This window comes from Streptomyces sp. NPDC020780 (assembly GCF_044334475.1).
Lineage (GTDB): Bacteria > Actinomycetota > Actinomycetes > Streptomycetales > Streptomycetaceae > Streptomyces.
In genome coordinates this window covers 178,660-203,902 of the sequence record NZ_JBIRTB010000001.1, presented here as the reverse complement: position 1 = coordinate 203,902, position 25,243 = coordinate 178,660, and the positions used below count along the sequence as shown (strand labels likewise).

Below are 25,243 nucleotides of genomic sequence, written 5' to 3'. Positions count from 1 at the left end.
GAGTCGGGATTGACGGGTCTCAGGTGGCGTCTGCGTCGAAGGGCGGACGCTCGTCCTTGGCGGGCTGCGGGGCCTTCTTGAGGAGATCCGGCGTGGTACCCGCGGCCGGTGCGGCGGCCACGGACGACCCGCCGTCCGACGACGGCGCGCTCTCACGGCCGTTCACCGCGTCGGTGACCTCCGCCATCTCCTTGCGCAGGTCGAAGCTCTCGCGGATCTCCCTGAGCCCGAGGTCGTCGTTGCCGTCCGAGAGCTGCTTGCGGATGAACGTCTTCGGGTTCAGGTCCTCGAACTCGAAGTCCTTGAACTGGGGGCCGAGCTCCGAGCGGATGTCTTCCTTGGCACTGTCCGAGAACTCACGGATCTTGCGGATGGTGCGCGTGACGTCCTGGATGACCTTCGGCAGCTTTTCGGGGCCGAATACGAGCACGGCGAGGACCACGAGCGTCAGCAGCTCGAGTGCGCCTATGTCATTGAACACCTTGCTGCTCCTCGTGTTCTCCGCGTGTTCCCTGCGTTCCCGCGGTTCTCCGCCACCAGGTCGTCAAGGGGCCGGACCGGCTCCACGGTACCCGCCGAAGCTGTCCGGACGGTACCTGCCGGTGTCCGTCAGGTGCCGCTCGCCGAACCCAGGGTCACCGTGACGGACAGCTCCTCACCGCCACGGGTCAGCCGCAGGGCCAACCGGTCGCCCGGCCGGTGGGCGCGGATCTTGACGATGAGTTCCTCGCCGCTGTGCACGCGCCCGCCGTCCACCTCGGTGATGACGTCACCCGCCCGGATGCCCGCCTCGTCGGCGGCCCCGCCTTCGGTGACCGCGGACCCGCCGTCGGCCACCTTGCCGCCGACCTTGGCCCCGTCGCCGGTGAAATCCATGTCCAGCGCGACGCCGATCACCGGGTGGGTGGCCTTGCCGGTGTTGATCAGTTCCTCGGCCACCCGCTTGCCCTGGTTGATCGGTATGGCGAAACCGAGACCGATGGAACCGGACTGGCCGCCGTCGAGAGCCGAGCCGCTGTCGGCCGCGCGGATGGCGCTGTTGATCCCGATGACCCGGGCGTCGGCGTCCACGAGCGGACCGCCCGAATTGCCGGGGTTGATCGGGGCATCGGTCTGCAGGGCGTCGACATAGCTGACGTCGGTGCCGTCGCCCTTCTCTCCCCCGGCGGTGATGGGCCGCTGCTTGGCGCTGATGATGCCGGAGGTGACCGTGTTGGACAGGTCGAAGGGGGCGCCGATGGCCACCACGGGGTCGCCCACCCGCACGTTGTCGGAGTTGCCGAGCGGCAGGGGCTTCAGCCCGGAGACTCCGTGCACCTTCACGACGGCCAGGTCGTAGCCGCTGTCCTTGCCGACGATCTCGGCGGACGCGGTCTCGCCCCCGCTGAAGGTGACCGTGATGTCGCCGGACGAGCCGGCGGGGGCTACCACGTGGTTGTTGGTGAGGATGTGGCCCTTGTCGTCGAGGACGAAGCCGGTGCCGGTGCCGGACTCGGCGGAGCCGCTGACGTGCAGGGTGACGACGCTGGGCAGCGCGCTGGAGGCGATGCCCGCCACGCTGTCGGGCGCCCGGTCCCCGTTGTCCCGGTCGGCCTGGGGCAGTTCGACCGTGGTCAGGCCACCGTTGCGCTCGATGTAGGAACCGATCCCGCCGCCGATCCCGCCCGCGACGAGGGCGAGCAGGACGGCCCCGGCCAGCACGGAGCCCCGGCGGCCGGGGCGCCGGCGGCCGCCGGTCCCGGGAAGCGGACCGGGACTGCTCAGGGGCTGCGTGGGCGCGCTCCACGGGTCGTAGCGCAGCCACTGCGAGGGAGCCTGCGGCTGTCCCGGGGGCTGCTGGTACGCGCCCGTCATGGGCTGAGGCCCCTGTGCTTGCTGCTGGTGCGGTGCAGGCTGGTGCGGTGGGTGCTGCGGCGGTGGCGCCTGGTGCTGCGGGGCCGTCCACGGAGGTGCCGGGGGCGCGTACACCTCACCCTGGGCCTGGGCAGTGGCCTCCGGAGCCACGGGGTGCGTGGTCGCCGTCGTCGTGTGGCCGCTCGTCCCGGGGTAGGGCGGCGGCATGGGAAGGCCATGGGCGGGGGTGGGCACCGGGCGCTGGACGGGCGGCGCGGGTGCCCAGGGCCCCGGGCCGCCGTAGGGCGGGGTGCTGTACTCGTCGGGCGCGTGCAGCGGCTGCCGCCCGAATGCGGCCACCGGCGGCTCGCGGTCCGCGAGCGCGGGTACCGGGGCGGGCGGCTGTCCGGCGGCGGCGTGACCGGGTGCCACCGGCTGCTCGGGATGCACCGTCGTCACCGGCTCCCCGGCGGAACGGCCGGGAACCGGCGGTCCGCCGGCCGGCAGAGCCTCAGGGGCCTCGTCGGCGGGCACGGCGGTCCCCCTCGGGACGGGCACGTCCCGCACCTCGGTCTCCCGCTCGACCGCGTCCCGCACGGCGGTCTCCGCCGGGACGGCCACGTCCCGCACGGCGGTGTCCTCGTGCGGGACAGGCGCCGCGTCCGTCGGCCCGGCAGGCCCGGTGCGTCCCGCGGAGGGACGGCTCCACCACTTCGCCTTCGGCCCGCTGGGCTTCCCGTCGTCCATGCTCTCCCCGCCACTGGCCTCTGCACGCCCCCGCGGGGGCGTTCCTGCCGGAATTCAACCAGGTTTGCGAATCGGCGCGCAGGGTCCCCGGTCAGCGCAGCGGAGAGAGCGGAATCGCCCGGTCGCGGACCTGCGGCGGGGCCGAGGCCGTCGCCGCGGGTGCGGCTGTCGCCGAGGGCGCTGCCGGTTCCGGGGCTGCGGGCCGACCGAGGGCGGCGGAGTACAGCGGGCCGGCGTCGGTCGGGCGTATCAGCGGCGGAACCGTCATGTTCAGCACGGGAAAGACGAGCGTGCGCCCGGTGAGAGCCGTCGTACCGAGCAGGGAGGGCGCGGCGGCGAGCACCGGCCCGGGGGACGGGGCAGGCGTCGGCGCCGTCGGCGCACCCGGACCCACGCCGGCCGAGAGCGCGCCGCCGCCGCCCGTCCGGTCGGCCGCGGTGGAGGCGCTCCGGGTCCGCGCGTCGGCGCTGCCTCCCCGTGCGGCGGCGCTCGCCGCCCGGGCGTCGGAGTCGATCGGGGTCACGCTCGCACCGGCGCCCTCCGCGCTGAGCGGCGCCTCGGGGCCGTAGCCGAGCGGCAGGGTGCCGCCGAGCGCGATGGCCGCCAGCGAGACGGCACCGGCGGCAGCGAACGCGAAGCGCCGGGCACGCCAGGGGGAACGCTCCGCCTCCCGGCCGGCTCCGTGGACGCGGAAGACCGAATCCGACGGCCCGCCGGGCAGCACGGCGCCCGAGCCGTGCGTCGTGGGCAGGTAACCGAAGCCGCTCAGGGGCGAGGATCCCCGGCCCGGCTCCGTACGCCCGGGGGGATGCAGGACGGGAAAGACCCCTTCCCTGAAGCGTCTGCCGCCACCGAAGGGTTCGCCCCGGCTGTCGTCGTCACCGCCGGCGCCCCCGGGGAGGCCCTGCAGTCGCGCGAGGAAACCCTCCGAGGGTGAGGGCGGGGCGGCGGAGGCGAAGGCGCTCTTCAGCCGCCGCTGGGCGTCGGCCTCGGCCTTGCACCGGGAACAGGTCGCCAGGTGGGCGAGGACCCGCTCCCGGGCATCGTGCGCGAGCTCACCGTCGACAAGCGCGGCGAGCCGGTCCCCCAGGTGCTGCTCCGCGGGGGTCTGACCTGTGCCACTCACGCCGTTCCCCCCTCCCCTGCCAGGACCGCGTCCGCCAGGGAACGCTGCTCGGCGCGGGCCTCGGGCGACCGGTGCTGCAGCGCCTTGCGCAGGTGGGAGCGGCCGCGGTGGATGCGGCTGCGCACCGTACCGAGCTTGACGCCGAGGGTGGCGGCGATCTCCTCGTACGAGAGGCCCTCGATGTCGCAGAGCACGACCGCGGCGCGGAACTCGGGCGCGAGGGTGTCCAGCGCCTGCTGCACGTCCGCGTCGAAGTGCGTGTCGTTGAAGGCCTGCTGGGGGGACGGCTCGCGGCTCGGCAGCCGCTCCGCGGCGTCGTCACCCAGCGAGTCGAAACGGATCCGCTGCTTGCGGCGGACCATGTCGAGGAAGAGATTCGTCGTGATCCTGTGCAGCCACCCCTCGAACGTCCCGGGGGTGTACGTCGACAGCGAACGGAAGACACGGACGAAGACCTCCTGGGTGAGGTCCTCCGCGTCGTGCTGATTACCCGTCAGGCGGTAGGCGAGGCGGTACACCCGACCGCTGTGCGTGCTGACGATCTCTTCCCATGAGGGTGGGGTCCACGCCTGAGAATCCGCATCAGAGGCGAAGGTCGCGGTCGGTGCGGAAACGTCGGAAGAACGGTCAGCAATGTTGGTCACGGATTTCGGCTCACCCGCCGACCCGAGAAAGCGCCGCAGCACTCCTCTCCGGCCCACAGGCGCAGCCGCACCTCCCCTATCGGCTCTGGTGGTGTCCAGTGGAGCCCCTACCATAGCCACCTCGCCCGTTAGCTCCGGATAAGCCCTTATCCCTGGTGGCGCCCGGACTTCCGGGCACCCAGGAGCACCGTCGCGGGCCCGGCCACGGGGCCCGGTCCAGGTGTTTTCCCCTGCCCCTTCCTAACGCCCGGTCCCATCTGCGGGTTCCCGGCTCCAGCCGATACAGTCACCGTTGCGCCAACTACGGGGACAGGAGAGGGTCATTACCGCCAACCGGCAGACGAGCTGGGCGTTCGCCGACGCCTTTGTCGCCGAGGAAGAAGCTCTGCTCTGGGCCCGGGACCGGGCTCACGAGACAGGGCTCCGTTCGGTGTCCCCGGGCACCGGCGCCGCCCTGCGCCTGCTCGCGGCGACGGCGGACGCCAAAGCGGTGGCCGAGATCGGCACGGGAACGGGCGTGTCGGGCATCTACCTGCTCCAGGGGATGCGCCCGGACGGCGTACTGACCACCGTCGACCCCGAGCCGGAGCGTCAGCAGTTCGCGCGCGAGGCGTTCCGGGCGGCCGGCTTCGCCACGAACCGCTCCCGCTTCATCCCGGGGCGCGCCCTCGACGTCCTGCCGCGTCTCGCGGACGGCGGGTACGACCTCGTCTTCTGCGACGGCGACCGGCTCGAGAGCATGGACTGCCTCGCTGAATCGTTGCGCCTGCTGAAGCCGGGCGGCCTGGTCTGCTTCGAAGGCGTCTTCGCGGACGGCCGCACCATCGACTCCGCCGCCCAGCCGGCCGAGGTGCTGCGCCTGCGTGAACTCCTGCGGGCCGTGCGGGAGAGCCAGGAGCTCATGGCGACACTGCTGCCGGTGGGCGACGGCCTGCTGTGCGCGGTACGGCGCGGCTGACGCCCGAGGTGCCCGGCCGGACCGGCACGGCCGGACGTCCCTCCCGGCGCACCACTGCCCCGGCACGCGGTCCGCGCCGGGGCAGTGGTGAAGTGTGGGCGCCTCAGTCTCAGCCGACGACCTTCTTCAAGGCGTCGCCGAGTGCATCGGCCTCGTCCGGAGTCAGCTCGACGACAAGCCGACCGCCGCCTTCGAGCGGAACGCGCATGACGATGCCCCGCCCCTCCTTTGTCACCTCGAGCGGGCCGTCGCCCGTCCGCGGCTTCATGGCCGCCATGCTCGTTCCCCTTCCTGAAACCAGCTCATCGCAACCGGCGGCTCCATGACAGGCGCTGCCTCACCGGCGTCGAACACAATGCTTCCTCCGCATTATCCCGCATCGAAGACCCCGATGACCAACATCGGTCGGCATCGCTTGCGCAACGCGCTGTGCCAAAACCACCCAATTCGGCGATCCGGCTGCGATACTGCGCCGCCTCCGCCCCTCAGCCGAGAGCCAATTGTTAGACGCAGGTCACATATACCGTGCGGTCGGCTTCGGCCATGCTTGCGTGGACAGGCACAATGCCGGAGCCGTTAAGGAGACCCAGCGATGGCCGACCTGGCCGACACCATGGCTGACACCGTGCTCACCGACGTGAGCGACGGGCTCGCGACGATCACGATCAACCGCCCCGACGCGATGAACGCCATGAACACCGCCGCCAAGGTCGCGCTGCGTGACACGCTGCGGGCCGTCGCGGACGACACCGCCGTACGGGCGGTCCTGCTGACCGCGACAGGGCGCGCCTTCTGTGTGGGCCAGGACCTGAGGGAGCACGTCGCCAAGCTCGCCGAGGCCCGCGGGACCGGGGGCGGCAATGCCCTGAGCACCGTGCGCGAGCACTACAACCCGATCGTGCGGGCCCTCACCGAGATGGAGAAGCCCGTCGTCGCGGGCGTCAACGGGGTCGCCGCAGGCGCGGGTTTCGGGTTCGCCCTCGCTGCCGACTACCGCGTGGTCGCCGACACCGCGGCCTTCAACACGTCGTTCGCGGGCGTGGCACTGACCGCCGACTCGGGGGTCTCCTGGACCCTGCCCCGCCTGATCGGCGCGAGCCGCGCCGCCGACCTGCTGCTCTTCCCCCGCTCGATCACCGCCCAGGAGGCGTACGAGCTGGGGATCGCCAACAAGGTCGTACCGGCGGCCGACCTGGCCGCGGAGGCCCGGGCGGTCGCCCGTGCGCTGGCGGACGGGCCGACGGTGGCCTACGCGGCGCTCAAGGCCTCCATGGCGTACGGCGCGGGACACACGCTCGCCGAGTCGCTGGAGAAGGAGGACGAACTCCAGACCCGGGCGGGAGCGTCCGAGGACCACGCGATCGCGGTGGAGGCCTTCCTCGCGAAGCAGCCGCCGAAGTACCTCGGCAGGTAGACCGGCGGCGAGGCCGCTACCGGCCGCCCCTGGCCACGCAGTCGGCCAGATGGTCGTCGACCAGACCGCATGCCTGCATCAGGGCGTAGGCGGTCGTGGGGCCGACGAATCGTATGGACCGCTTCTTGAGCTCCTTGGCCAGCGCCGTGGACTCCGGGGTGACCGCCGGGACGTCGTCGAGGGTGCGCGGGGCGGGGCGGGCGGCCGGATCGGGGGCGTACGACCAGATGAGTGCGTCCAGCTCGCCCTCGTCCCAGCCGGCCAGCACCCTGGCGTTGGCCAGCGTCGCGTCGATCTTGGCGCGGTTGCGGATGATGCCGGCGTCGGCGAGGAGGCGTTCCCTGTCGGCGTCGGTGAACTCCGCCACCGCCGCGATGCTGAATCCGGCGAAGGCGCTGCGGAACCCCTCACGGCGGCGCAGGATCGTCAGCCACGAGAGCCCGGACTGGAAAGCCTCCAGGCAGAGCCGCTCGAAGAGGGCGTCGTCGCCGCGGACCGGGCGGCCCCACTCGGTGTCGTGGTAGGTGAGGTAGTCCTGCGTGGACAGGCCCCACGGGCAGCGCGGGCGTCCGTCCGGTGCGGGCAGGGAGCCGCTCATCGCCCGTCCTCCTCGGTGGGCCCGCCGCTCTCCTCGGTGTGAGGCCGGTCCGGCCGCTCGAAGACGTCGGGGCCACCCGCCGCGGTCGCCCGCGCCCCGGCGAGTGCGGACTCCAGCTCGGCGATGCGGGCGTCCCGCTCGGCGAGCTCGGCGCCGAGCCTGCCCAGCGCCTCGTCCACGTCCGTCATGCGGTAGCCCCGCACCGCCAGGGGCAGCCGGAGCGCTTCGATGTCGGCACGGCCGACCGGGCGGTTCTCCGGCAGCGGATCGGTGAGCCGCTCGCCCTCGACGTCCTGCAGCACCGCACTTCCACCTCCGCCGACCACCGCCAGTGTGACCGCGGCCACGACCACGGCCATCGTGAGCAGCAAGAACCAGAACACGTGCATCTCCCCGGAAGCGGATACCTGTCCGTCCAGATCGTGCCATGCGCCACCGACAGCCAGGGCCTTTCCTGGCGGGCCGGGGCGGACCCGGCATGATCCGGACGGAGGGCTTAGGGTCGCAGGCGACCTACCTAGGAGGACACAGCGATGCCAAGCGGGGCGCTCAGGCTGGGGCGGCGCGAGTTCGGACCGCACGAGCCGGTGATCATGGCCATCGTGAACCGGACCCCCGATTCCTTCTACGACCAGGGGGCGACGTTCCACGACGAGCCCGCGCTCTCCCGGGTCGAGGAGGCCGTCGCGGAGGGTGCCGCGATCATCGACATAGGCGGGGTGAAGGCCGGTCCCGGCGAGGAGGTGTCGGCGCAGGAGGAGGCCCGCCGGACGGTGGGTTTCGTCGCGGAGGTGCGCCGCCGCCACCCGGACGTGGTGATCAGTGTGGACACCTGGCGGCACGACGTGGGTGAGGCTGTCTGCGAGGCGGGGGCGGACCTGCTCAACGACGCGTGGGGCGGTGTCGACCCGAAGCTCGCCGAGGTCGCCGCGCGGTACGGGGCAGGCCTCGTGTGCACGCACACGGGCGGTGCGCAGCCGCGCACCCGGCCGCACCGGGTGGCGTACGACGACGTGATGGCGGACATCCTGCGGGTGACCGTGGGCCTCGCCGAGCGGGCTGTGGCGCTCGGGGTCCGGCCGGACGGCATCATGATCGACCCCGGTCACGACTTCGGTAAGAACACCCGGCACTCGCTGGAGGCCACGCGCCGGCTCGACGAGATGACGGCCACCGACTGGCCGGTGCTGGTCTCCCTGTCCAACAAGGACTTCGTGGGGGAGTCGCTGGACAAGCCGGTCAAGGAGCGGGTGGTCGGGACGCTCGCGACGACGGCCGTGTCGGCGTGGCTGGGAGCGCGGGTGTACCGGGTGCACGAGGTGGCGGAGACGCGGCAGGTCCTGGACATGGTGGCGTCCATCGCGGGCCACCGCGCCCCCGCCGTGGCACGGCGGGGACTGGCGTGACCCGGGCAGGGACCGGCGTGACCCGGCGGGACTCCGGGCGGGGACCGGTCGTGACCCCGGGGCGCCGGGACCGCCCGGCGCCCCGGGGTCACTCGCCGGCGCCGCCCCTCAGCGTCCGACCTCCTTCGTCACCAGCCTGACCGCCTCCTCCACGTCGTCCGTCACGTGGAACAGCATCAGGTCCTTCTCGGAGGCCTTGCCGCCCGCGACCACCGTGTCCCGCAGCCAGTCCACCAGGCCGTTCCAGTACGCCGAGCCGAACAGCACGATCGGGAAGCGCGTCACCTTGCCGGTCTGCACCAGCGTGAGCGCCTCGAAGAGCTCGTCCAGCGTGCCGAGGCCGCCGGGCAGGACGACGAATCCCTGGGCGTACTTCACGAACATCGTCTTGCGGACGAAGAAGTAGCGGAAGTTGACGCCGATGTCGACATGTGGATTCAGACCGGACTCGAACGGCAGCTCGATGCCGAGTCCGACCGAGATGCCCTTGGCCTCCCTCGCCCCCTTGTTCGCCGCCTCCATGGCCCCTGGGCCACCGCCCGTGATCACCGCGAAGCCCGCCTCGACCAGGGCCTTGCCGATCCGCACGCCCGCCTCGTAGTCCGGTCCGCCGGCCGGGGTGCGGGCGGAGCCGAAGACGCTGATGGCGCTCGGCAGCTCGGCCAGCGCCCCGAAGCCCTCCACGAACTCCGACTGGATCCGCATGACCCGCCACGGGTCGGTGTGCACCCACTCGGAGTCGCCCTCGGTGTCCAGCAGCCGCTGGTCGGTCGTGCCCGGCTGCACCTGGTCCCTGCGGCGCAGAACCGGGCCCATCCGCTGTTCCTCGGGCTGCACCGCGCCCTCAGGAACCTGCGCGCCCTCGGGGATCCGTGCGTCCTCCGGGTTGCCCATGACCTGCTCCCTCCGCCGACCTGCTATATGCGTGTGTCGCTTCAGCGTAGGTCCGCGGAGGTTACCGGCAGGGGAATGCCGTGCGTCAGCCGGTGAGCCAGGAGCGGAGGCGCTCCTCGCAGTGCGTGATCCGGTCGACGCGCACGTGCTCGTCACGCTTGTGCGCGAAGAGCGGGTCGCCGGGGCCGTAGTTGACCGCCGGGATGCCGAGCGAGCCGAACCGGGAGACGTCCGTCCAGCCGAACTTGGGCTTCGCCGTACCGCCGACCGCCTCCATGAACGCCTTGGCCGCGGGGTGCGAGAGGCCGGGCATCGCCGCGCCGGAGTGGTCGTCGACCGTGAACCCGACGACGCCGCAGCCCGCGAAGACCTCCTGGACATGGGCCTCGGCCTGCTCCGGCGTGAGGTCGGGGGCGTAGCGGTAGTTGACCACCACGGTGCAGGCGTCCGGGATGACGTTGGTGGCGACGCCGCCCTCGATGCCGACGGCGTTGAGCCCCTCGTGGTACTCCAGCCCGTCGATGACCGGGCGGCGCGGCTCGTAGGCGGCCAGCCGGGCCAGTACCGGCGCGGCGGCGTGGATGGCGTTGGACCCCATCCAGCCGCGTGCCGAGTGTGCCCGCTCCCCCTCCAGCCGCAGGTGGACCCGGAGCGTGCCCTGGCAGCCGCCCTCGACCTCGGCGTCGGAGCCCTCCAGGAGGACGGCGAAGTCCGCCTCCAGCCAGTCCGGGTGCGCCTCGGCGACGTGGCCGAGGCCGTTGAGGTGGGCGGCGACCTCTTCGTTGTCGTAGAAGATGAAGGTCAGGTCGCGGTTGGGCTCCGGTACGGTCGCCGCGATCCGCAGCTGGACGGCGACACCCGACTTCATGTCCGTGCTGCCGCACCCCCACAGCACGCCGTCCCCGTCGAGCCGGGACGGCACGTTGCCGGCGATGGGGACGGTGTCGATGTGGCCGGCCAGGACGACGCGCTCGGCACGGCCCAGCGAGGTCCTGGCGACGATGTTGTTGCCGTGCCGGTCGACGGTCAGGTGCGTCAGCGGGCGCAGGGCGGCCTCGATGGCGTCGGCGAGGTCCTTCTCCTGCCCGCTCACCGACGGGAAGTCGACGAGCCGGGCGGTGAGTTCCGGGCCGTCCAGGGCGAGGTCGAGCGTGTGTCCGTGCATGGCCACGAGCCTAGGCGACTGGGGTCCCCGTCCCGGCCCTACCCTCCAGTACGGTGGCCCCGTGCCCAGGACCGCCTCCTCCACCCGCCGCAGCCGCCTCCTGCGTACCGCGGCCGCCTTCGCCGTGCTCGTGGCCTTGGCCGGCTACGTGGCCCTCCAGTACGTCTCCCACAAGGGCGCGCCGCGGTGCATCGTTCGCTCCGCCGACGGGGGCGGGGGCCGCTCGTACGAGATGAGCCCCGAGCAGGCCGCCAACGCGGCGACGATCTCCGCGGTGGGCACCACGCGCGGGATGCCCGGGCGTGCGGTGACCATCGCGCTGGCGACCGCGCTGCAGGAGTCCGGGCTGCGCAACCTCGACCACGGCGACCGGGACTCCCTCGGGCTCTTCCAGCAGCGTCCGTCGCAGGGCTGGGGCACGCCTGCGGAGATCCTCGACCCGGTGTACGCGTCCGGCGAGTTCTACGAGCACCTGGCCGAGGTGCCGGGCTATTCGCGGCTGCCGCTCACCGTCGCGGCGCAGCGGGTGCAGAAGAGCGGATTCCCGCAGGCGTACGCCAAGCACGAGCCGGATGCCGCGCTGCTGTCCGCCGCGCTGACGGGCCGCGCCCCGGCCTCCCTGACCTGCTCGACCACGACGGCGACGGCCACCGGCCCCGGGGACGCGGCCGAGGTGCGGGCGGATCTGGTGCGCTCCTTCGGCAAGGACGTGCTGCCGGCCGCCGGGACGGCGGGCGCCGCGTCCGCCGGCCCGGTCTCGGTACCCGTGCCGGCGACCGCGCAGGCCCGCGGGGAGGCCTCGCGGCGCGGCTGGGAGCTCGCGCACTGGGCGGTGGCCCGGGCGGGCACCCTGCGGATCGAGACAGTCTCCTACGCCGGCCAGGTGTGGACCCCGGACACGGGATGGCGGACGGAACGCAAGGAATCGGGCACCACAGCGGTCCGCATGCGGCTCGCTCAGTAGTACGGGCCGTCCTCCGTACGAGTCAGCCCTCACCCCTCCCCCTCACCCCTCCGCACCACCCCGCGGCGAACCCGGCGAATTTCCCCGCATCTCCCCGCACCGCAAGGGAAGTGACGTTTCGCCAGGACGCCCGCCCGGACCTCGTCGGTCCGGGTCCTCGTCGTGCGGATTATCTGACGCATTGCCGAGTCTTTACCCCGGCGTCCCGCAACCTCTCCCGCCCCCGGACCGGTTGTTCAGTGCGTCCGATCACCGGACAGGCAGATCCCCCGTCTGCCGAGCATCCGCAGAAGTCCCGTCGAAGGAGCATCATGTCCCTCCCCCTGTCCCGCAGGATCGCCCGTACCGCGCTGCTGATCGCCGCAGGCGCGGCCCCCGTGGTCGGTGCGGCCGGCGCCGCGGGTGCCGCGGGGCTCCCGCAGACCCCCGCCCTCGGCGGCCTGACCTCGCTCGACGGTGCCGGCGTCAGCAGCACCCTGGACTCCGCCTCGAAGCAGGGCGCCGGCGTGGCGAACGAGACCGGCGGCAAGGTCGTCGGCACGACCCTCCCGGTCGCCGGCAAGGCCGTCCAGAAGGCCGGCACCGTGGCGGACGGCGAGCTGGCGAGCGACACCCTGTCCACCGACGGCCTGCCCACCAAGGGCCTGCCGACGGGCGGCCTGCCGATCGGCTGAACCACCGGCGTGCGCGTCACGGCGGCATGAGAGGGCCCGGGGAGTGCGCACTCCCCGGGCCCTCTCGGCGGAGCGGCTGCCGAGCGGCCCCTCGTACGCGTACCCGGCCGGCCACCGGGGATCACCGACGCGGTGGACCGCGACGGGCCCCCCTGGAGACGGTCCGCTCCGTCTCAGGGCCGGCGCGGCCGCCGCGCAGGCCGCGCCTCGGCCGGCCGGGCGCGGCCTCAGGACAGCCGCCCGACCGCCGCGTCCACCCGCTCGTCCGTCGCCGTCAGCGCGACCCGGACGAAGCGCCCGCCGGCCGGGCCGTAGAAATCGCCCGGCGCCACCAGGATCCCCAGTCCGGCGAGATGGGCCACGGTCTCCCAGCACGGCTCGTCGCGCGTGGCCCACAGGTAGAGGCTCGCCTCGCTGTGCTCGATCCGGAAGCCGTGGGCCTCCAGGGCCGCCCGCAGGGCCGTACGGCGCCGCGCGTACCGCGCACGCTGCTCGGCCACGTGCGTGTCGTCGCCCAGCGCCGCGACGGTGGCCGCCTGGACCGGCGCCGCGGTCATCATTCCGCCGTGCTTGCGGATCTGGAGCAGTTCGCCCAGCACGGCCGCGTCGCCCGCGACGAAGGCCGCTCGGTAGCCGGCCAGGTTGGACCGCTTGGAGAGCGAGTGGACGGCCACGATGCCGTCGTAGCTGCCGCCGCACACGTCCTGGTGCAGCACCGAGACGGGATCGGCCTCCCAGCCGAGCTCCAGGTAGCACTCGTCGCTGAACACCAGCACACCGTGCTCACGCGCCCACGCGACGATCCTCGTCAGCTCGTCCTTCGCGAGGACGCGGCCCGTCGGGTTGGACGGGGAGTTGAGCCAGAGCAGCTTGAGCCCGGCCGGGTCCAGCTCCGTCGGGTCGTCGTAGACGACGGGTTCGGCCCCGCAGAGCCGGGCGCCGACCTCGTACGTGGGGTAGGCGAGCCGGGGGTAGGCCACTCTGTCGCCCGCGCCGAGGCCGAGCTGGGTCGGCAGCCAGGCCACCAGTTCCTTGGAGCCGACGACCGGCAGGACGTTCTCGTGCGTCACGCCGGCCGCGCCGAGCCGGCGTTCCACCCAGCCCGTCAGCGCGTCCCGCAGGGCGGCCGTCCCCCACACCGTCGGATAGCCGGGGCTGTCGGCGGCGTCGATCAGCGCCCGCTGGATCAGCTCGGGCACCGGGTCCACGGGCGTACCGACGGACAGGTCCACGATGCCGTCCGGGTGGGCGGCGGCCGTCGACTTGTACGGCGCGAGCCTGTCCCACGGGAAGACGGGAAGGCGGGAGGAGACGGGGGCTTCTGCGGACACGGAACTCTGCTTTCTCGTCTTTCCCGTACGGACACTCCCCGTACGGACACTGCCCGTACGGACTGTGCCGTACGGCCGTTCAAGGGGTACGGGGCACGGGGGCCGGGAAACACCTCGGTCCCGCACGGGGACGAGCCGTACGGGACCGGGCGGCGCTCGTGGTGCCGCTGTTACTGGTTCTGCGGCGGCAGCGCGGCGATGAAGGCGTGGTCGCGCTCGATGAGGCCCAGCTTGGACGCGCCACCCGGCGAGCCGAGGTCGTCGAAGAACTCGACGTTCGCCTTGTAGTAGTCCTTCCACTCCTCCGGGGTGTCGTCCTCGTAGAAGATGGCCTCCACCGGACAGACCGGCTCACAGGCTCCGCAGTCGACGCACTCGTCCGGGTGGATGTACAAGGACCGCTGGCCCTCGTAGATGCAGTCGACGGGGCACTCTTCGATGCAGGCCTTGTCCTTCACGTCGACACAAGGCTGCGCGATGACGTAGGTCACGCTGTCGTTCCTCCTCGGTAGGGCGTTGGCTCTCGCGCGGGAGCGCGGCGTCGTCGATGCCCGCCCCTAGTATCTCCGTTCCGGAGCACGATCCGAACAGGAGGGGCGAACAGACCTGTGGAATTCACCATCAGCGGACGACTCGAGGTTCGCATAACACCCGCTGACGTGGGCAAACGCGTGTCCGTACGGCGCGTCGCCGATGCCCCCGAGGCGGGTGCGAGGTTCGCCGACACGGTCGGGGTTCTCACATCCTGGGACAACGGCGTCCTGTCCGTCACGCCGAAGAACGGTGAGAGCGTCCGCATTCCGGAGGCGGCGCTGGTGGCGGGCAAGGTCGTCCCGGCCGCCCCGGCGCGGCGGCGCGGCCCCTCCGCCTCCTTCGGTGAACTGGCCCGGGTCACCGCACGTGCCTGGCAGCCCGTGGAGAGCGAAGCGCTGGGCGAGTGGCGGCTGCGCGCCGCCGCCGGATTCACCCGCCGGGCGAACTCCGTGCTCCCGCTCGGCGGTCCGGGGATGCCGCTGGACGAGGCGCTGCGGCGGGTGGAGCGGTGGTACGGGGCGCGGAACCTGCCGGCCTACGTCCAGACCGCCACCGGAGGCGAGGACACCCAGGAACAGCTCTGCGCGGACCTGGAGGCGTCCGGGTGGCGGCGCGAGGTGTCGGCCGAGGTGCGGGTCGCCGCACTGGCGCCGCTCGGCGACCGGGACGCGGACGTGTCCGCGGTGCGGACGGCCCGCGGAACGGACACCGCGTGGCTCTCCCGGTACCAGCGCTTCGGCACCACCGGCCAGGCCCCGGCGGCCCACGTGCTGAAGGTGCTGGAGAGCGGCCCCTCCGTGTGGTTCGCCACCGTCCCCGGTGAGGACCCGGCGGGCGTGCCCGCCGCGATCGGCCGGTGCGTGGTGGACGGCCGCTGGGCGGGCTTCATGGCCGTCGAGGTGGGGCCGGAACACCGGCGCCGCGGTCTCGCGACGGCCGTGATGACCGCCCTGGCCCGCACGGCGCTGGAGGAAGGCGCGTCCGCGGCCTGGCTCCAGGTGGAGACGGACAATGAAGGGGCACGCGCCCTCTACGACGGCATGGGCTTCGCCACCCACCATCGCTACCACCACTTCCGCGCCGCGTAGCGCGGACACCGGCAGGGGAACGCCAGACATGAGCACGCAGCATCCCGAAACGGCCGGACTCCGGCGGCGGTTCGCCGAGGAGGCGCGCGCGGAACGGCCGGATCTCGCGCTCCTCTGCCTGCTGCTGGGAGCCGAGGCGGGAGAGACCGAGCCGGGCTCCGCCACCGACCCGTACGGCATCGACGCGGCGCAGATCGAACTGGACCGGCTGGCCGGTCTCCTTCCCTACGGCGTGCGCGGGGCCCGGGGGTGGGCGGCGGCGCTCGCGGAACTGCTCGGCGCGCGCTGCGGGTTCGCCGGCACGCCGGGCGACTACCAGCGGCTGGAGTCGTCGCTGCTCCAGCAGGTCCTGCGGAGGCGCAGGGGGCTTCCCATCCTGCTGGCGGTGGTGTGGACCGAGGTGGCGCGGAGGGCGGGCGCCCCCGTGTACGGGGTGGCGCTGCCCGGCCACTTCGTGGTGGGTTTCGGCGACCCCGGGGAGCGGGTGCTGGCCGACCCGTTCGCCGGCGGTGTACCGCTGAGCAGCGAGGACGCGGAGCTGCTGGTGGCCGGGACGACCGGCCGGCCGCTGGAGGCGTCGATGCTGGTGCCCGCCGGGCCGCTGGAGACGGTGCTGCGGATCCTGAACAACATCCGGGCCTGGGCCGCCGCCCGCCCCGAGCGCACGGACGTGGCGCTGTGGGCGCTCGAGCTCTCGCTGCTGCTGCCCTCCCACCCGGCCCGGCTCCGCCTGGAGCGGGCTCACCTGCTGGTGCAGCGCGGGGAGTTCCTGCGCGGGGCCGCCGAGATGGAGGAGTACGCGGAGGTCGTCGACGGCATCGAACCGACGGCGGCCCAGGCCATCCGCCACCGCGCCCGGGCCGCCCGCGCGATGCTGAACTAGGGCGATGTCCCTGAAGGACCGCCGCCCGCCCGCAGGGCAGGACCGCAGGCGTCCGGTGTGTGTCATCGCACGGCGGAGGGCCGCCCCGATACCGGATGTGCCGGGGGCGCTCCCGACCACGCGGCGCGTGTGCGCGCAGGACGCCGCCCGGGTGGGCGGGCCTTTCGGAGCACGCCCTGGTATCCCCTGCGCCGCACCCCGTCCTCCCCGGTCAGCGCCGCTCCCGCGGCCGTCGGACTCCGTCGGATCGGAGCCCTCCACAGCCGGCCCCGGCATCTCGATGTCGAGGGGGCCACGTCGACCCGGCTCACACGCCGCGGCGGCGGTGCCGCCGGTCGCGAGGCGGGCAGGACGGACGTCATGCGGAGCGGATGACGCCGCCCCCGTCCGGGATGCGAGCGGGGGCGGTCGTGCGCGGGTGGGGGCGGCCGGTCAGCCCTCGCCGTCGAGGTTGATCGTGACGGTCCGTTCGGCAGGGGTCTTGCCGATCAGCGCGCTCTGCATGGCATGGGCCACGTCGTCGGCGCTGACTTCGTGCTTCTTACCGTCGCCCTTGGTGATCATGATGCCGTCGAACACGCCGTCCAGCAGGGTGTCGATCGCCTTCTTGTCGTAGACCTCGACGAGCCGGCCGTCGACCGGCTTCATGGACAGGATCTGCGGCAGCGACCTGGCGGGGCCGAAGTCGATCTGCTTGCTCCCGGCCTTGATGGTGATCAGCCCGGACATCGCCGGCTCGGCGAACTCCTTCATCGCCCGGTCGATCTCCGCCTGACTGACGGTGGGTTCGGTGGTGGCGACCGGCAGTTCCACGACAGAGGGCTCGCCGGTCTCGACCTGCGCGCGATACGCGTCGCGTACGGAGATCATCGACCGGTTGACGTCGAGCGCCTTGCCCGATTTCCCGGGAACGGCCACGGCCTTGTTCGGCTCGAACCTGATCGTCCCGTCGTTCGCGGAGCCGGAGGCGCCCGCGAGGTCGGTCAGGGCGACGCCGAGCTTCTCCTCGTCGACCGGGATCACCGGATCGGCGGGGCGCGCCCCGCCGAAGAGGGAACCGATCACCGACACCGGGTTGTAGTCGCTGCCCGCGGCACCGCGGACGGTCTCCTGACTGTCCAGGGTCAGACCGGCCTTGTCCGGGGCGAGCTTCTCCTCCTTGCCGTCCACGGACAGCCGCAGGGGCTTGCGGGCCCGCTCACCGAGGGCGCCGTCGAGCTTGGCTACCGCCTGCTCCTTCGTGCCGCCGCCGATGTCGACGCCGAGGACGGTGGTGCCCTTGGGTACCTCGGAGTGGTTCAGCAGCAGTCCGGCGCCGTAGGCGACTCCGAGGAGGACGAAGACGGCTGCCCCCAGGAGGACGAGCTTGGAACGGCCCTTGGCCGGGGCGGGCGCCGCGTTCGGCGTGGGCCGGGGTGCGGGCGCCGGTGTCTCCGGGCCCGCGGGCCCACTGCCCATCGGGTCGGACGGCCGGCCCCCCAGGGGGGCGCGCGGGCCGCCCGGGGAACCGGGGCCGCCCGGGAAGGGCGAGCGGGACTCCGGGGGGACGACGGGGATGCCGCTGGTGAGCGTGTCACCGGAGACGTGACCGGCGGGGCCGGGCGCGGGGGCGGCGGGCTGCGGCGTGAGGATCGCCGTGTCGTCGGACATCCGCGGCGGTACGCCACCGGGGCCGGACGGACCGCCGGGCCGGGGGCCGGCGGGGCCGCCCAGGCCGGGGATGCCGTCGAGGTTCGGCGTCAGCGACGAACTGCCGGTCACCGGACCGGTGGTGGGCCCCGCCGGGCCAGGAGTGCGTGCGCCCGGGCCCTGGGCGGGGGGCCGGGGGCCGCCGGGGCCGTCCGCGCCGAAGGCGTCGAGGGCGCTCCCGCCCGGTGTGCCGGTTCCCCGGTCACCGGTCCGGGCGTCCGGGCCGTACGGCAGGTCGGAGTGGGGCGGCACGGGGCCGGAACCACTGCCCGGTGCGGCCGGGCCGCCGGGGGCGGGCCCGCCGGCCGGGGCCGCGGAGGGCCCGGCGGCGGGGGCCTTGCGCGGGGCGAACCAGTCGCTGCCGCTCTTCTCCCTCGCGGGCTTCTCGGCCGCCGCCTCGCCGGGTCCACGGTCCCGCGCGCCACCGTCCCGCGCGTCCGGGCCGGTACCGCCGCGCTCACCGGAACCGGACGGCCCGTCAAACGGCCCCGCGGCCGCGGCGGGCCTCGGGGTGCTGCCGGTGCGCTCGGCGTCCGGAGGTCCGCCGGCCGGGCCGGTGTCGCTCATCGGCGTACGCATGACGACAGGCGGGATCGGCCGGGAACCCGGGATGTTGATCCGGATGCGCGTCGTCAGCGTCGTCTCTGTTCTGGGCTCCTCGGGCTGAGCCGGATCCGCAGGCTCCGGAGTCCCCTCCGGCCCGTCCTGGGACGGGTGCGACGACGGATACTGGCGTGATCCGTACGGCGGCGTACCTGACGGGTACGCGGCTCCTCCGCGCCCCTGGGGCCCGGACGACGAACTGTCAGTTTCACGACTCAAAGCAGGTTCTCCCGATTGGCTCCGCCGCCCGTACTTCCCCCATGCCGCAGGCCAGGGGACGGCTCGGCGCGCGCACCACCATACTGGCCGCCGCCGTAAGACTCTCCGCGCCCGGGCTGAACAAGGATGCACCCATGCCCGCCCACGGGGTCAATCCGGGAGCGGACATAGCACATCACGCACCAGGTCGACCGGTGCCGGTGGCCGAATACGGCAGCCTCGACAGGGTGGCACACATCACAGCGAGGGCCGTCCCGCCGAGCATGAAGAGCGTCAGGCCGAGTTCGTCGCCGAAGACGTAGTCGCCCTCCGGCCGCCCGCCGAGCAGCACGAGCAGGGTGAGGAACCAGCCCACCGCCGGTGCCAGCGCGCCGAGCTGGGTGCGGGTGAGCACCCGGCCTCCGTAGAAGAGTCCGGCGGAGGCGGCGAGGGCGAGCAGCAGACCGCCCGGGAACAGAGCGGCCTGGACGAGGGCCCCGGCGAGCCCGACGGCCGCGCCCAGCACGGCGAGGCCCAGATACAGGGGAATCCGCGCCGGATCGAGGGGCGCGGCGAGGCCGGTGGGCGGGGCACCGGCGGGCGAGGACGGCGACGAGGCACGCGGCCTCTGCTTGCTGCTCATACCCCTGCTCCCGGCGCGGCCTCGGTGTCCGGCACGCCCGCGAAGAGGTCGTGCTCCCGGGCACCGCCCTCCGCACCGGCACGGCCACGCACCAACTGGTAGTACTCGGTGGTGAAGACGGGCTGGCCCAGGTCGTTCGAAAGAGCGAAGAACGGGCCGTCCACGGCGATCTGTGTGGCATGCGCCCGCATGGCCGCGGTCTTCGCCGCGGCGTACCGGGAACCGTCGATCTCGGCGGTGATCTCCGCGTCGTCCACCACCCCTGGGACGTCGTCGATCGCGGCGATCCCGGGGAAGGCGCCGGGGGCGGTCTCCCGCAGCCGGGCGAAGCCCTCCTCGGCCGCGGAACGGGGCACCCGGTTCCAGTAGACCTTGGCGACGGTGTGCGGGGCGCCGGCACCGTGCCCGGGGTCGGCGGCCAGATCCACCGCGCGCATCGCCACGCGGTGGGCCTGGATGTGGTCGGGGTGGCCGTAACCGCCCTCGGGGTCGTACGTGATCAGGACCTGCGGGCGCACGGACCGGATGACCTCGACGAGATGGCCGGCCGCCTCGTCCAGGTCCGCGTCCCAGAAGGCACCGGGCCGGTGGTTCTGCTCGGTGCCCATCATTCCGGAGTCGCGGTACCGTCCGGGGCCGCCCAGGAAGCGGTGGTCGGTGACCCCGAGCTCCCGCATGGCGGCGGCGAGTTCACCGATGCGGTGGGCGCCCAGGGTGCCGTCCCGGTCGGCTGCGAGGTGGGCCAGGCCGGGTGGGATGACCTCGCCCTCCTCGCCGAGTGTGCACGTCACCAGGGTGACGTGAGCGCCCTCGGCCGCGTATGCGGCCATGGTGGCGCCGTTGTTGATCGACTCGTCGTCGGGGTGGGCGTGCACCAGGAGCAGACGGCGGGCGGGGAGGTCCTTCATGGGACCACCCTACGAGCCGCCCGCCCCTGCCTCCGACCGCCCCGCGGGGTCCGGCGGCGTGCGGAGCCCCGGGCGCGGGGCTCCGCCTCAGAACTTGATGCCGCCGATCATGCCTGCCACGTTGGACGTCACCTCCGAGATGGTCGGGGCGATCGACGAGCTCGCGAGATAGAACCCGAGCAACATGCAGACCACCGCGTGTCCGCCCTTCAGTCCGGATTTCCGGATCAGCAGGAAGACGACGATCGCCAGCAGCACCACCGCCGAAATCGAGAGTGCCACGGCGGTTCACCTCCATCAGTACGGTCGGGACAGGCAGCACACATGGAGCCAGCAGGTTCTTACCCACCGAGCGCTACGGATCATAACTATCCGTGCCGACGCATTGATCGGGGCACAGCAGCACGAGGGGCGCACGGAGGGGCGGGCGCGGGCTAGGTTCACAGCCATGACCTCGAAGAATCTGTCGTTTCCCCGCCAGCACGCCCGGACCCAGCGGTTCACTCTCGGCGCACCCCGCGCCTTCACCGTCTCACCGGATGGGACGCGGGTGGTCTTCCTCCGGTCGGCCTCCGGGACCGACCGGACGAACCGGCTCCACGTGCTGGACACGGGGACCGGCAAGGAGCGCGTCGCCGCCGACCCGGACGCCCTGCTGGGCGGTTCGACGGAGACGCTGTCACCGCAGGAGCGGGCCCGCCGCGAGCGGCTCCGGGAGGGTTCTGCGGGCATCGTCGCCTACGCGGTGGACCAAGCGGTCGAGTTGGCCGCGTTCGCCCTGTCCGGGAAGGCGTACGTCGCCGAACTGAGAGCGGGCACGGCCCGCGCCCTCCCGGTGCCGGGCCCGGTGCTCGACCCGCACCCCTCGCCCGACGGCCGGCACGTCGCCTACGTCTCGCGGGGCGCGCTGCGGGTCGTGGGCGCGGAGGGCGCCGGCGACCGCGCGGTCGCCGAACCGGAGGACGGGCACACGTCGTACGGGCTCGCCGAGTTCGTCGCGGCGGAGGAGATGAGCCGCTACCGCGGCTTCTGGTGGTCGCCGGAGTCGGACCGCCTGCTGGTCGCGCGGGTCGACGACAGCGCCGTACAGCGGTGGTGGATCGCCGATCCCGCGCACCCCGGCAGCGAGCCCGCCGAGATCGGCTACCCGGCCGCGGGGACGGCCAACGCGGAGGTGCGTCTGTTCCTCATGGACCTGGAGGGGGGCCGGACGGAGGTCGTCTGGGACCGTGCCCGCTTCCCGTACCTGGCCCGGGTGCACTGGTCCTCGTACGGCGCTCCGCTGCTTCTGGTGCAGGCCCGTGACCAGCGCAGTCAGCGGTATCTGGCCGTCGACACGGAGAGCGGCACGACCCGCACGGTCCATGTGGACGAGGACCCGGTCTGGCTGGATCTTTTCGCCGGGGTGCCTGCGTGGGCGCCCGACGGGCGGCTCGTGCGGATCGCGGACGAGGGGGGCGCACGGGTCCTCTCGGTCGGTGACCGGCCGCTGACCGGCGGGCAGTTGCACGTCCAGGCAGTGCTGGACATCGGGGCGTCGGACGTCCTGGTGTCGGCCACCGCGGGCGAGCGGGCCGCGGACCCGGAGACCGGCCAGATCCACGTGTACCGGGTCAACGAACTCGGCGTCGAGCGCGTCAGCGAAGGCCCCGGGGTGCACTCGGCGGTCCGCGCGGGCGGGGTGACGGTGCTGCTCTCGGCCACCCCGGACACCCCGGGGACGGCCGTGCGGGTCCTGCGGGAGGGCAAGGGGATCGCCACCGTCGCCGACCTCGCCCAGGAACCGGTCCTGAGGGCCCGGGTGCGGCTGACGGAGGGGGGCGCACGGCGAATTCCGTGCGCCGTGCTGCTCCCCACCGACTATATGGAATCAGACGGTCCGCTTCCTGTCCTGATGGATCCGTACGGCGGTCCGCACGGCCGCCGGGTCGTCGCCGCCCACAACCCGCACCTCACGTCCCAGTGGTTCGCGGACCAGGGGTTCGCCGTCGTCGTCGCGGACGGCCGCGGCGCGCCCGGCCGGTCGCCCGGCTGGGAGAAGGCGGTCAGGGACGACTTCACGCTCACCCTCGACGATCAGGTCGAGGCCCTGCACGCCCTGGCCGGCCCCTTCCCGTTGGACCTGTCGAAGGTGGCGGTGCGCGGCTGGTCGTTCGGCGGCTACCTCTCGGCACTCGCGGTACTGCGGCGCCCGGATGTCTTCCACGCGGCCGTGGTGGGCGCCCCGGTGACCGACTGGAGGCTGTACGACACCCACTACACCGAGCGCTACCTCGGCGACCCGGCCGAGCGGCCCGAGGTGTACGCGGCCAGCTCCCTGGTGACGGACGAGGGGCTCTCCCGGCCGGCCGCCGAGGCGCGGCCGATGATGATCGTGCACGGCCTGGCCGACGACAACGTGGTGGTCGCCCACGCCCTGCGGCTGTCGTCCGCCCTGCTCTCGGCGGGCCGGCCGCACGAGGTGCTGCCGCTGAGCGGAGTGACGCACATGACCCCGCAGGAGCAGGTCGCGGAGAACCTGCTGCTGCTCCAGGTGGACTTCCTCAGGCGGTCGTTGGGGCTGCCCCGCCCCTGAGACCCCGCGGCCGGCTGGTGGACCAGGGGACCTGGGGGCGAGGCGGGACGGGGGTAACCGGCCGGGGCGACGTGATGAACGCCCCGGCCGGTTCACGGCACCCGCACGGCCGTACGCTCATCATGGTGAGGCGTTCGTATATCGGTGCGGGAACAGCCGAGTTGCCGCGTCGTTAACGAAACGTCCGGCCCCGCGTCAGGGTGTCGTCCCCTCCTCGCCGTCGCCCCGGGGCGGAGGCGGTGGGGCGTCCTCGGGCTCCGGCGTCTCCAGCAGCCCGCCCGGGGGGACGACCCGCTTGTCCTCGGCGAAGTGACAGGCGGAGTCGTGCCTGGCGGGCGTGCGCACGTCCCGCAGGACCGCCGGCACGGCCAGCAGCGGCACCTCCAGCTCGCAGCGCTCCTGGGCCTTCCAGCAGCGTGTGCGGAAGCGGCAGCCCGAGGGGATGGCGGCCGGCGAGGGCACGTCCCCGTGCAGGATGATCCGCTCGCGGTACGCACGGGCCGACGGGTCGGGCACCGGGACCGCGGAGAGCAGCGCCTGGGTGTACGGGTGCGTGGGGTGGTCGTAGATCTCCTCGTCCGTACCGATCTCGACGATCCGGCCGAGGTACATGACCCCCACGCGGTCGGAGATGTGCCGGACGATCGACAGGTCGTGCGCGATGAACAGGAAGCTCAGGCGGAATTCCGCCTGCAACCGGTCGAGCAGGTTGACCACCTGCGCCTGCACCGACACGTCCAGTGCGGAGACCGGCTCGTCCGCGACGATGATCTCCGGGTTGAGCGCCAGGCCGCGGGCGATGCCGATGCGCTGGCGCTGACCGCCGGAGAACTGGTGCGGATACCGGTTGATGTACTCCGGGTTGAGCCCCACGACGTCGAGCAGGTCCTGCACCTTCTGCCGCCGGCTCCCCCGGGGCGCGACCTCGGGATGGATCTCGTACGGCTCCCCGATGATGTCGCCGACCGTCATGCGCGGGTTCAGCGAGGTGTACGGGTCCTGGAACACCATCTGGATGTTGCGGCGCACGGCCTTCAGCGCGCGGCCGGACAGCTTGGTGACGTCCTCGCCCTTGTAGCGGATCGCGCCCGCGGTCGGCGGCTCCAGGTGCACGAGCATCTTCGCGACGGTCGACTTGCCGCAGCCGGACTCCCCCACGATGCCGAGCGTCTCGCCCGCCGCGAGGTCGAAGTCGACGCCGTCGACGGCCTTGACGGCGCCGATCTGCTTCTTGAAGAGGACGCCCTGCGTCAGCGGGTAGTGCTTGACCAGGCCCCGCACCTCCAGGATGGGGTCGCCCCCGGCGTGGGGCCGCGTGGGGCCGGGCCCGCGCCCCTCGGACAGGAGCACGGAGCCTGCGGACGTCCTGTGCCCCCCGGCGCGGTCAGCGCTCATCGAGCGTCTCCTTCCAGAAGTGGCAGGCGCTCCGGCGTTCCGCGTTCACGGTGTACAGCGGCGGCACATCCGTACGGCAGACCTCCCGGGCCTGCGGGCAGCGGGGGTGGAAGGCGCACCCGGGGGGGATGTGCAGCAGGTTGGGCGGCAGTCCCTTGATCGCGTAGAGCTCCTGGCCCTTCTGGTCCAGTCGCGGGATCGACCGGAGGAGGCCCTTGGTGTACGGGTGCGCGGGTGCTTCGTAGAGGGCGTGGACGGGGGAGGTCTCGACGATCCGGCCGGCGTACATCACGGCGATCTTGTCGGCGACGTCGGCCACCACGCCGAGGTCGTGGGTGATGAGGATGAGCCCCATGTTGAGCTCGCGCTGCAGTTCCGCGAGGAGGTCCATCACCTGGGCCTGGACGGTCACGTCGAGGGCGGTGGTGGGCTCGTCGGCGATGATCAGCGAGGGTTCCAGCGCCATCGCCATGGCGATCATGATGCGCTGCCGCATGCCGCCGGAGAACTGGTGCGGGAAGTTCCCGACCCGTTCCCTGGCGGCCGGGATGCGTACCCGGTCCATCAGCTCGACGGCCTTGGCCTTCGCGTCCTTGCGGGACATCCCGCGGTGCACGACGAACATCTCGCCGAGCTGGTCTCCGACGCTGAGCACCGGGTTGAGCGAGGACAGGGCGTCCTGGAAGATCATGGCCATCTCCCGGCCGCGCACCTTGCGCCGTTCATCGGGCCTGAGCTTCAGCAGGTCGCGGTCCTTGAAGAGGATCTCGCCCCCGCTGATCTTCCCCGGCGGCATGTCGAGGATGCCCATGATCGCCTGGGCGGTGACCGACTTGCCCGAGCCGGACTCCCCCAGCACGGCGAGCGTCTCGCCCTCGGCCACCGAGTAGTTGACCCCGTTGACGGCCTTGGCCACGCCGTCGCGGGTGTGGAACTCCACGTGCAGATCGCGCACTTCGAGCAACATGGCAGC

25 protein-coding genes are annotated in these 25,243 nt (G+C 73.0%); 8 read left to right on the top strand and 17 right to left on the bottom strand.

Translation table 11 applies throughout. The features are described 5' to 3' along the window. Positions 1-19: 19 nt before the first annotated feature. From ACH4VO_RS00930 to sigE, 4 genes are all read right to left on the bottom strand, one after another. The gene (locus ACH4VO_RS00930) at positions 20-481 is read right to left on the bottom strand and encodes a sec-independent translocase (protein WP_360997846.1); all 462 of its coding nucleotides are present in this window, start codon (positions 479-481) and stop codon (positions 20-22) included. A 128-nt stretch (positions 482-609) separates the two neighbouring features. Continuing rightward, entirely contained in the window at positions 610-2,580 is a 1,971-nt protein-coding gene (locus ACH4VO_RS00925; RefSeq protein ID WP_360997848.1) for a trypsin-like peptidase domain-containing protein, read from the bottom strand. 91 nt (positions 2,581-2,671) lie between these two features. After that, positions 2,672-3,706 carry a zf-HC2 domain-containing protein gene (locus ACH4VO_RS00920; RefSeq protein WP_360997850.1) on the bottom strand — a complete coding sequence of 345 codons (1,035 nt, stop codon included), beginning with the start codon at positions 3,704-3,706 and terminating at the stop codon, positions 2,672-2,674. Beyond that, on the bottom strand, positions 3,703-4,464 hold the full coding sequence (gene sigE / locus ACH4VO_RS00915; protein ID WP_360997851.1) for an RNA polymerase sigma factor SigE: 762 nt from the start codon (positions 4,462-4,464) through the stop codon (positions 3,703-3,705). Before sigE ends, ACH4VO_RS00920 begins: the two co-directional genes overlap by 4 nt. 178 nt (positions 4,465-4,642) lie before the next feature. Here sigE and ACH4VO_RS00910 point away from each other — a divergent pair, with 178 nt between their 5' ends. Further along, positions 4,643-5,308: an O-methyltransferase gene (locus ACH4VO_RS00910; protein WP_360997852.1), complete on the top strand. Its 666-nt coding sequence runs from the start codon at positions 4,643-4,645 to the stop codon at positions 5,306-5,308. A 109-nt stretch (positions 5,309-5,417) separates the two neighbouring features. On the opposite strand, the gene ACH4VO_RS00905 is transcribed toward ACH4VO_RS00910, so the two are convergent. Next, the gene (locus ACH4VO_RS00905) at positions 5,418-5,585 is read right to left on the bottom strand and encodes a DUF3117 domain-containing protein (protein WP_003966491.1); all 168 of its coding nucleotides are present in this window, start codon (positions 5,583-5,585) and stop codon (positions 5,418-5,420) included. 336 nt (positions 5,586-5,921) lie between these two features. Here ACH4VO_RS00905 and ACH4VO_RS00900 point away from each other — a divergent pair, with 336 nt between their 5' ends. Then, on the top strand, positions 5,922-6,722 hold the full coding sequence (locus tag ACH4VO_RS00900; protein WP_360997888.1) for an enoyl-CoA hydratase-related protein: 801 nt from the start codon (positions 5,922-5,924) through the stop codon (positions 6,720-6,722). Positions 6,723-6,738: 16 nt separating this feature from the next. Here the strand turns inward: ACH4VO_RS00900 and ACH4VO_RS00895 are convergent, their stop codons facing one another. Both ACH4VO_RS00895 and ACH4VO_RS00890 read right to left on the bottom strand, forming a co-directional pair. Then, positions 6,739-7,320 (bottom strand): DNA-3-methyladenine glycosylase I, encoded by a 582-nt coding sequence (locus ACH4VO_RS00895; RefSeq protein ID WP_360997853.1) that lies wholly within the window; start codon positions 7,318-7,320, stop codon positions 6,739-6,741. Beyond that, complete coding sequence (locus tag ACH4VO_RS00890; RefSeq protein WP_360997855.1) at positions 7,317-7,709, bottom strand: cell division protein DivIVA; 393 nt, start codon at positions 7,707-7,709, stop codon at positions 7,317-7,319. Before ACH4VO_RS00890 ends, ACH4VO_RS00895 begins: the two co-directional genes overlap by 4 nt. 144 nt (positions 7,710-7,853) lie before the next feature. On the opposite strand from ACH4VO_RS00890, the gene folP reads away from it, so the two are divergent. After that, the gene (gene folP, locus ACH4VO_RS00885) at positions 7,854-8,726 is read left to right on the top strand and encodes a dihydropteroate synthase (protein ID WP_360997857.1); all 873 of its coding nucleotides are present in this window, start codon (positions 7,854-7,856) and stop codon (positions 8,724-8,726) included. Positions 8,727-8,834: 108 nt separating this feature from the next. Here folP and ACH4VO_RS00880 read toward each other — a convergent pair whose 3' ends face one another. Together ACH4VO_RS00880 and dapE are read right to left on the bottom strand one after the other, a co-directional pair. Then, positions 8,835-9,620 (bottom strand): TIGR00730 family Rossman fold protein, encoded by a 786-nt coding sequence (locus ACH4VO_RS00880; protein WP_360997859.1) that lies wholly within the window; start codon positions 9,618-9,620, stop codon positions 8,835-8,837. An 85-nt stretch (positions 9,621-9,705) separates the two neighbouring features. Next, positions 9,706-10,785, bottom strand: coding sequence for a succinyl-diaminopimelate desuccinylase (dapE, locus tag ACH4VO_RS00875; protein WP_360997860.1), 1,080 nt, complete (start codon positions 10,783-10,785; stop codon positions 9,706-9,708). Between the two features lie 61 nt (positions 10,786-10,846). Here dapE and ACH4VO_RS00870 point away from each other — a divergent pair, with 61 nt between their 5' ends. Both ACH4VO_RS00870 and ACH4VO_RS00865 read left to right on the top strand, forming a co-directional pair. Further along, the gene (locus ACH4VO_RS00870) at positions 10,847-11,749 is read left to right on the top strand and encodes a hypothetical protein (RefSeq protein WP_360997862.1); all 903 of its coding nucleotides are present in this window, start codon (positions 10,847-10,849) and stop codon (positions 11,747-11,749) included. A gap of 311 nt (positions 11,750-12,060) precedes the next feature. Continuing rightward, entirely contained in the window at positions 12,061-12,423 is a 363-nt protein-coding gene (locus tag ACH4VO_RS00865) for an ATP-binding protein (protein ID WP_360997864.1), read from the top strand. Between the two features lie 227 nt (positions 12,424-12,650). On the opposite strand, the gene ACH4VO_RS00860 is transcribed toward ACH4VO_RS00865, so the two are convergent. Both ACH4VO_RS00860 and fdxA read right to left on the bottom strand, forming a co-directional pair. Further along, positions 12,651-13,754, bottom strand: a complete 1,104-nt coding sequence (locus ACH4VO_RS00860; RefSeq protein ID WP_360997866.1) for a bifunctional succinyldiaminopimelate transaminase/glutamate-prephenate aminotransferase — start codon at positions 13,752-13,754, stop codon at positions 12,651-12,653. Positions 13,755-13,924: 170 nt separating this feature from the next. Beyond that, positions 13,925-14,245, bottom strand: a complete 321-nt coding sequence (fdxA, locus tag ACH4VO_RS00855; protein ID WP_018956287.1) for a ferredoxin — start codon at positions 14,243-14,245, stop codon at positions 13,925-13,927. A 117-nt stretch (positions 14,246-14,362) separates the two neighbouring features. On the opposite strand from fdxA, the gene ACH4VO_RS00850 reads away from it, so the two are divergent. Both ACH4VO_RS00850 and ACH4VO_RS00845 read left to right on the top strand, forming a co-directional pair. Further along, a complete protein-coding gene (locus ACH4VO_RS00850) occupies positions 14,363-15,376 on the top strand; it encodes a GNAT family N-acetyltransferase (protein ID WP_360997868.1) in 1,014 nt (337 codons plus the stop codon). Positions 15,377-15,404: 28 nt separating this feature from the next. Then, entirely contained in the window at positions 15,405-16,259 is an 855-nt protein-coding gene (locus ACH4VO_RS00845; RefSeq protein WP_360997870.1) for a transglutaminase-like domain-containing protein, read from the top strand. A 432-nt stretch (positions 16,260-16,691) separates the two neighbouring features. On the opposite strand, the gene ACH4VO_RS00840 is transcribed toward ACH4VO_RS00845, so the two are convergent. The 4 genes from ACH4VO_RS00840 to ACH4VO_RS00825 form a co-directional block, all read right to left on the bottom strand. Beyond that, positions 16,692-18,515, bottom strand: a complete 1,824-nt coding sequence (locus ACH4VO_RS00840) for a hypothetical protein (protein ID WP_360997872.1) — start codon at positions 18,513-18,515, stop codon at positions 16,692-16,694. Between the two features lie 430 nt (positions 18,516-18,945). Continuing rightward, on the bottom strand, positions 18,946-19,392 hold the full coding sequence (locus ACH4VO_RS00835) for a DUF6113 family protein (RefSeq protein ID WP_360997874.1): 447 nt from the start codon (positions 19,390-19,392) through the stop codon (positions 18,946-18,948). After that, positions 19,389-20,300, bottom strand: coding sequence for an N-acetyl-1-D-myo-inositol-2-amino-2-deoxy-alpha-D-glucopyranoside deacetylase (gene mshB / locus ACH4VO_RS00830; RefSeq protein ID WP_360997875.1), 912 nt, complete (start codon positions 20,298-20,300; stop codon positions 19,389-19,391). Before mshB ends, ACH4VO_RS00835 begins: the two co-directional genes overlap by 4 nt. Positions 20,301-20,387: 87 nt before the next feature. Next, positions 20,388-20,582, bottom strand: a complete 195-nt coding sequence (locus ACH4VO_RS00825) for a hypothetical protein (RefSeq protein WP_014154257.1) — start codon at positions 20,580-20,582, stop codon at positions 20,388-20,390. Positions 20,583-20,748: 166 nt separating this feature from the next. Here ACH4VO_RS00825 and ACH4VO_RS00820 point away from each other — a divergent pair, with 166 nt between their 5' ends. Beyond that, the gene (locus ACH4VO_RS00820) at positions 20,749-22,875 is read left to right on the top strand and encodes a prolyl oligopeptidase family serine peptidase (protein ID WP_360997877.1); all 2,127 of its coding nucleotides are present in this window, start codon (positions 20,749-20,751) and stop codon (positions 22,873-22,875) included. A gap of 195 nt (positions 22,876-23,070) precedes the next feature. Here ACH4VO_RS00820 and ACH4VO_RS00815 read toward each other — a convergent pair whose 3' ends face one another. After that, on the bottom strand, positions 23,071-24,270 hold the full coding sequence (locus tag ACH4VO_RS00815; protein ID WP_360997879.1) for a dipeptide ABC transporter ATP-binding protein: 1,200 nt from the start codon (positions 24,268-24,270) through the stop codon (positions 23,071-23,073). After that, positions 24,260-25,237, bottom strand: coding sequence for an ABC transporter ATP-binding protein (locus ACH4VO_RS00810; protein WP_360997880.1), 978 nt, complete (start codon positions 25,235-25,237; stop codon positions 24,260-24,262). Before ACH4VO_RS00810 ends, ACH4VO_RS00815 begins: the two co-directional genes overlap by 11 nt. Between the last annotated feature and the right edge of the window lie 6 nt (positions 25,238-25,243).

What these genes read in the sequence shown, in the direction of transcription:
- ACH4VO_RS00865 (WP_360997864.1), top strand. Translation starts at nt 12,061, where the DNA reads ATGTCCCTCCCCCTGTCCCGCAGGATCGCCCGTACCGCGCTGCTGATC.
- ACH4VO_RS00845 (WP_360997870.1), top strand. Translation starts at nt 15,405, where the DNA reads ATGAGCACGCAGCATCCCGAAACGGCCGGACTCCGGCGGCGGTTCGCC.
- ACH4VO_RS00905 (WP_003966491.1), bottom strand. Translation starts at nt 5,585, where the DNA reads ATGGCGGCCATGAAGCCGCGGACGGGCGACGGCCCGCTCGAGGTGACA.
- mshB (WP_360997875.1), bottom strand. Translation starts at nt 20,300, where the DNA reads ATGAAGGACCTCCCCGCCCGCCGTCTGCTCCTGGTGCACGCCCACCCC.
- sigE (WP_360997851.1), bottom strand. Translation starts at nt 4,464, where the DNA reads ATGGTAGGGGCTCCACTGGACACCACCAGAGCCGATAGGGGAGGTGCG.
- ACH4VO_RS00840 (WP_360997872.1), bottom strand. Translation starts at nt 18,515, where the DNA reads ATGAGCGACACCGGCCCGGCCGGCGGACCTCCGGACGCCGAGCGCACC.
- ACH4VO_RS00835 (WP_360997874.1), bottom strand. Translation starts at nt 19,392, where the DNA reads ATGAGCAGCAAGCAGAGGCCGCGTGCCTCGTCGCCGTCCTCGCCCGCC.
- ACH4VO_RS00880 (WP_360997859.1), bottom strand. Translation starts at nt 9,620, where the DNA reads ATGGGCAACCCGGAGGACGCACGGATCCCCGAGGGCGCGCAGGTTCCT.
- ACH4VO_RS00895 (WP_360997853.1), bottom strand. Translation starts at nt 7,320, where the DNA reads ATGAGCGGCTCCCTGCCCGCACCGGACGGACGCCCGCGCTGCCCGTGG.
- dapE (WP_360997860.1), bottom strand. Translation starts at nt 10,785, where the DNA reads ATGCACGGACACACGCTCGACCTCGCCCTGGACGGCCCGGAACTCACC.
- ACH4VO_RS00810 (WP_360997880.1), bottom strand. Translation starts at nt 25,237, where the DNA reads ATGTTGCTCGAAGTGCGCGATCTGCACGTGGAGTTCCACACCCGCGAC.
- ACH4VO_RS00820 (WP_360997877.1), top strand. Translation starts at nt 20,749, where the DNA reads ATGACCTCGAAGAATCTGTCGTTTCCCCGCCAGCACGCCCGGACCCAG.
- folP (WP_360997857.1), top strand. Translation starts at nt 7,854, where the DNA reads ATGCCAAGCGGGGCGCTCAGGCTGGGGCGGCGCGAGTTCGGACCGCAC.
- ACH4VO_RS00815 (WP_360997879.1), bottom strand. Translation starts at nt 24,270, where the DNA reads ATGAGCGCTGACCGCGCCGGGGGGCACAGGACGTCCGCAGGCTCCGTG.
- ACH4VO_RS00900 (WP_360997888.1), top strand. Translation starts at nt 5,922, where the DNA reads ATGGCTGACACCGTGCTCACCGACGTGAGCGACGGGCTCGCGACGATC.
- ACH4VO_RS00890 (WP_360997855.1), bottom strand. Translation starts at nt 7,709, where the DNA reads ATGCACGTGTTCTGGTTCTTGCTGCTCACGATGGCCGTGGTCGTGGCC.
- ACH4VO_RS00925 (WP_360997848.1), bottom strand. Translation starts at nt 2,580, where the DNA reads ATGGACGACGGGAAGCCCAGCGGGCCGAAGGCGAAGTGGTGGAGCCGT.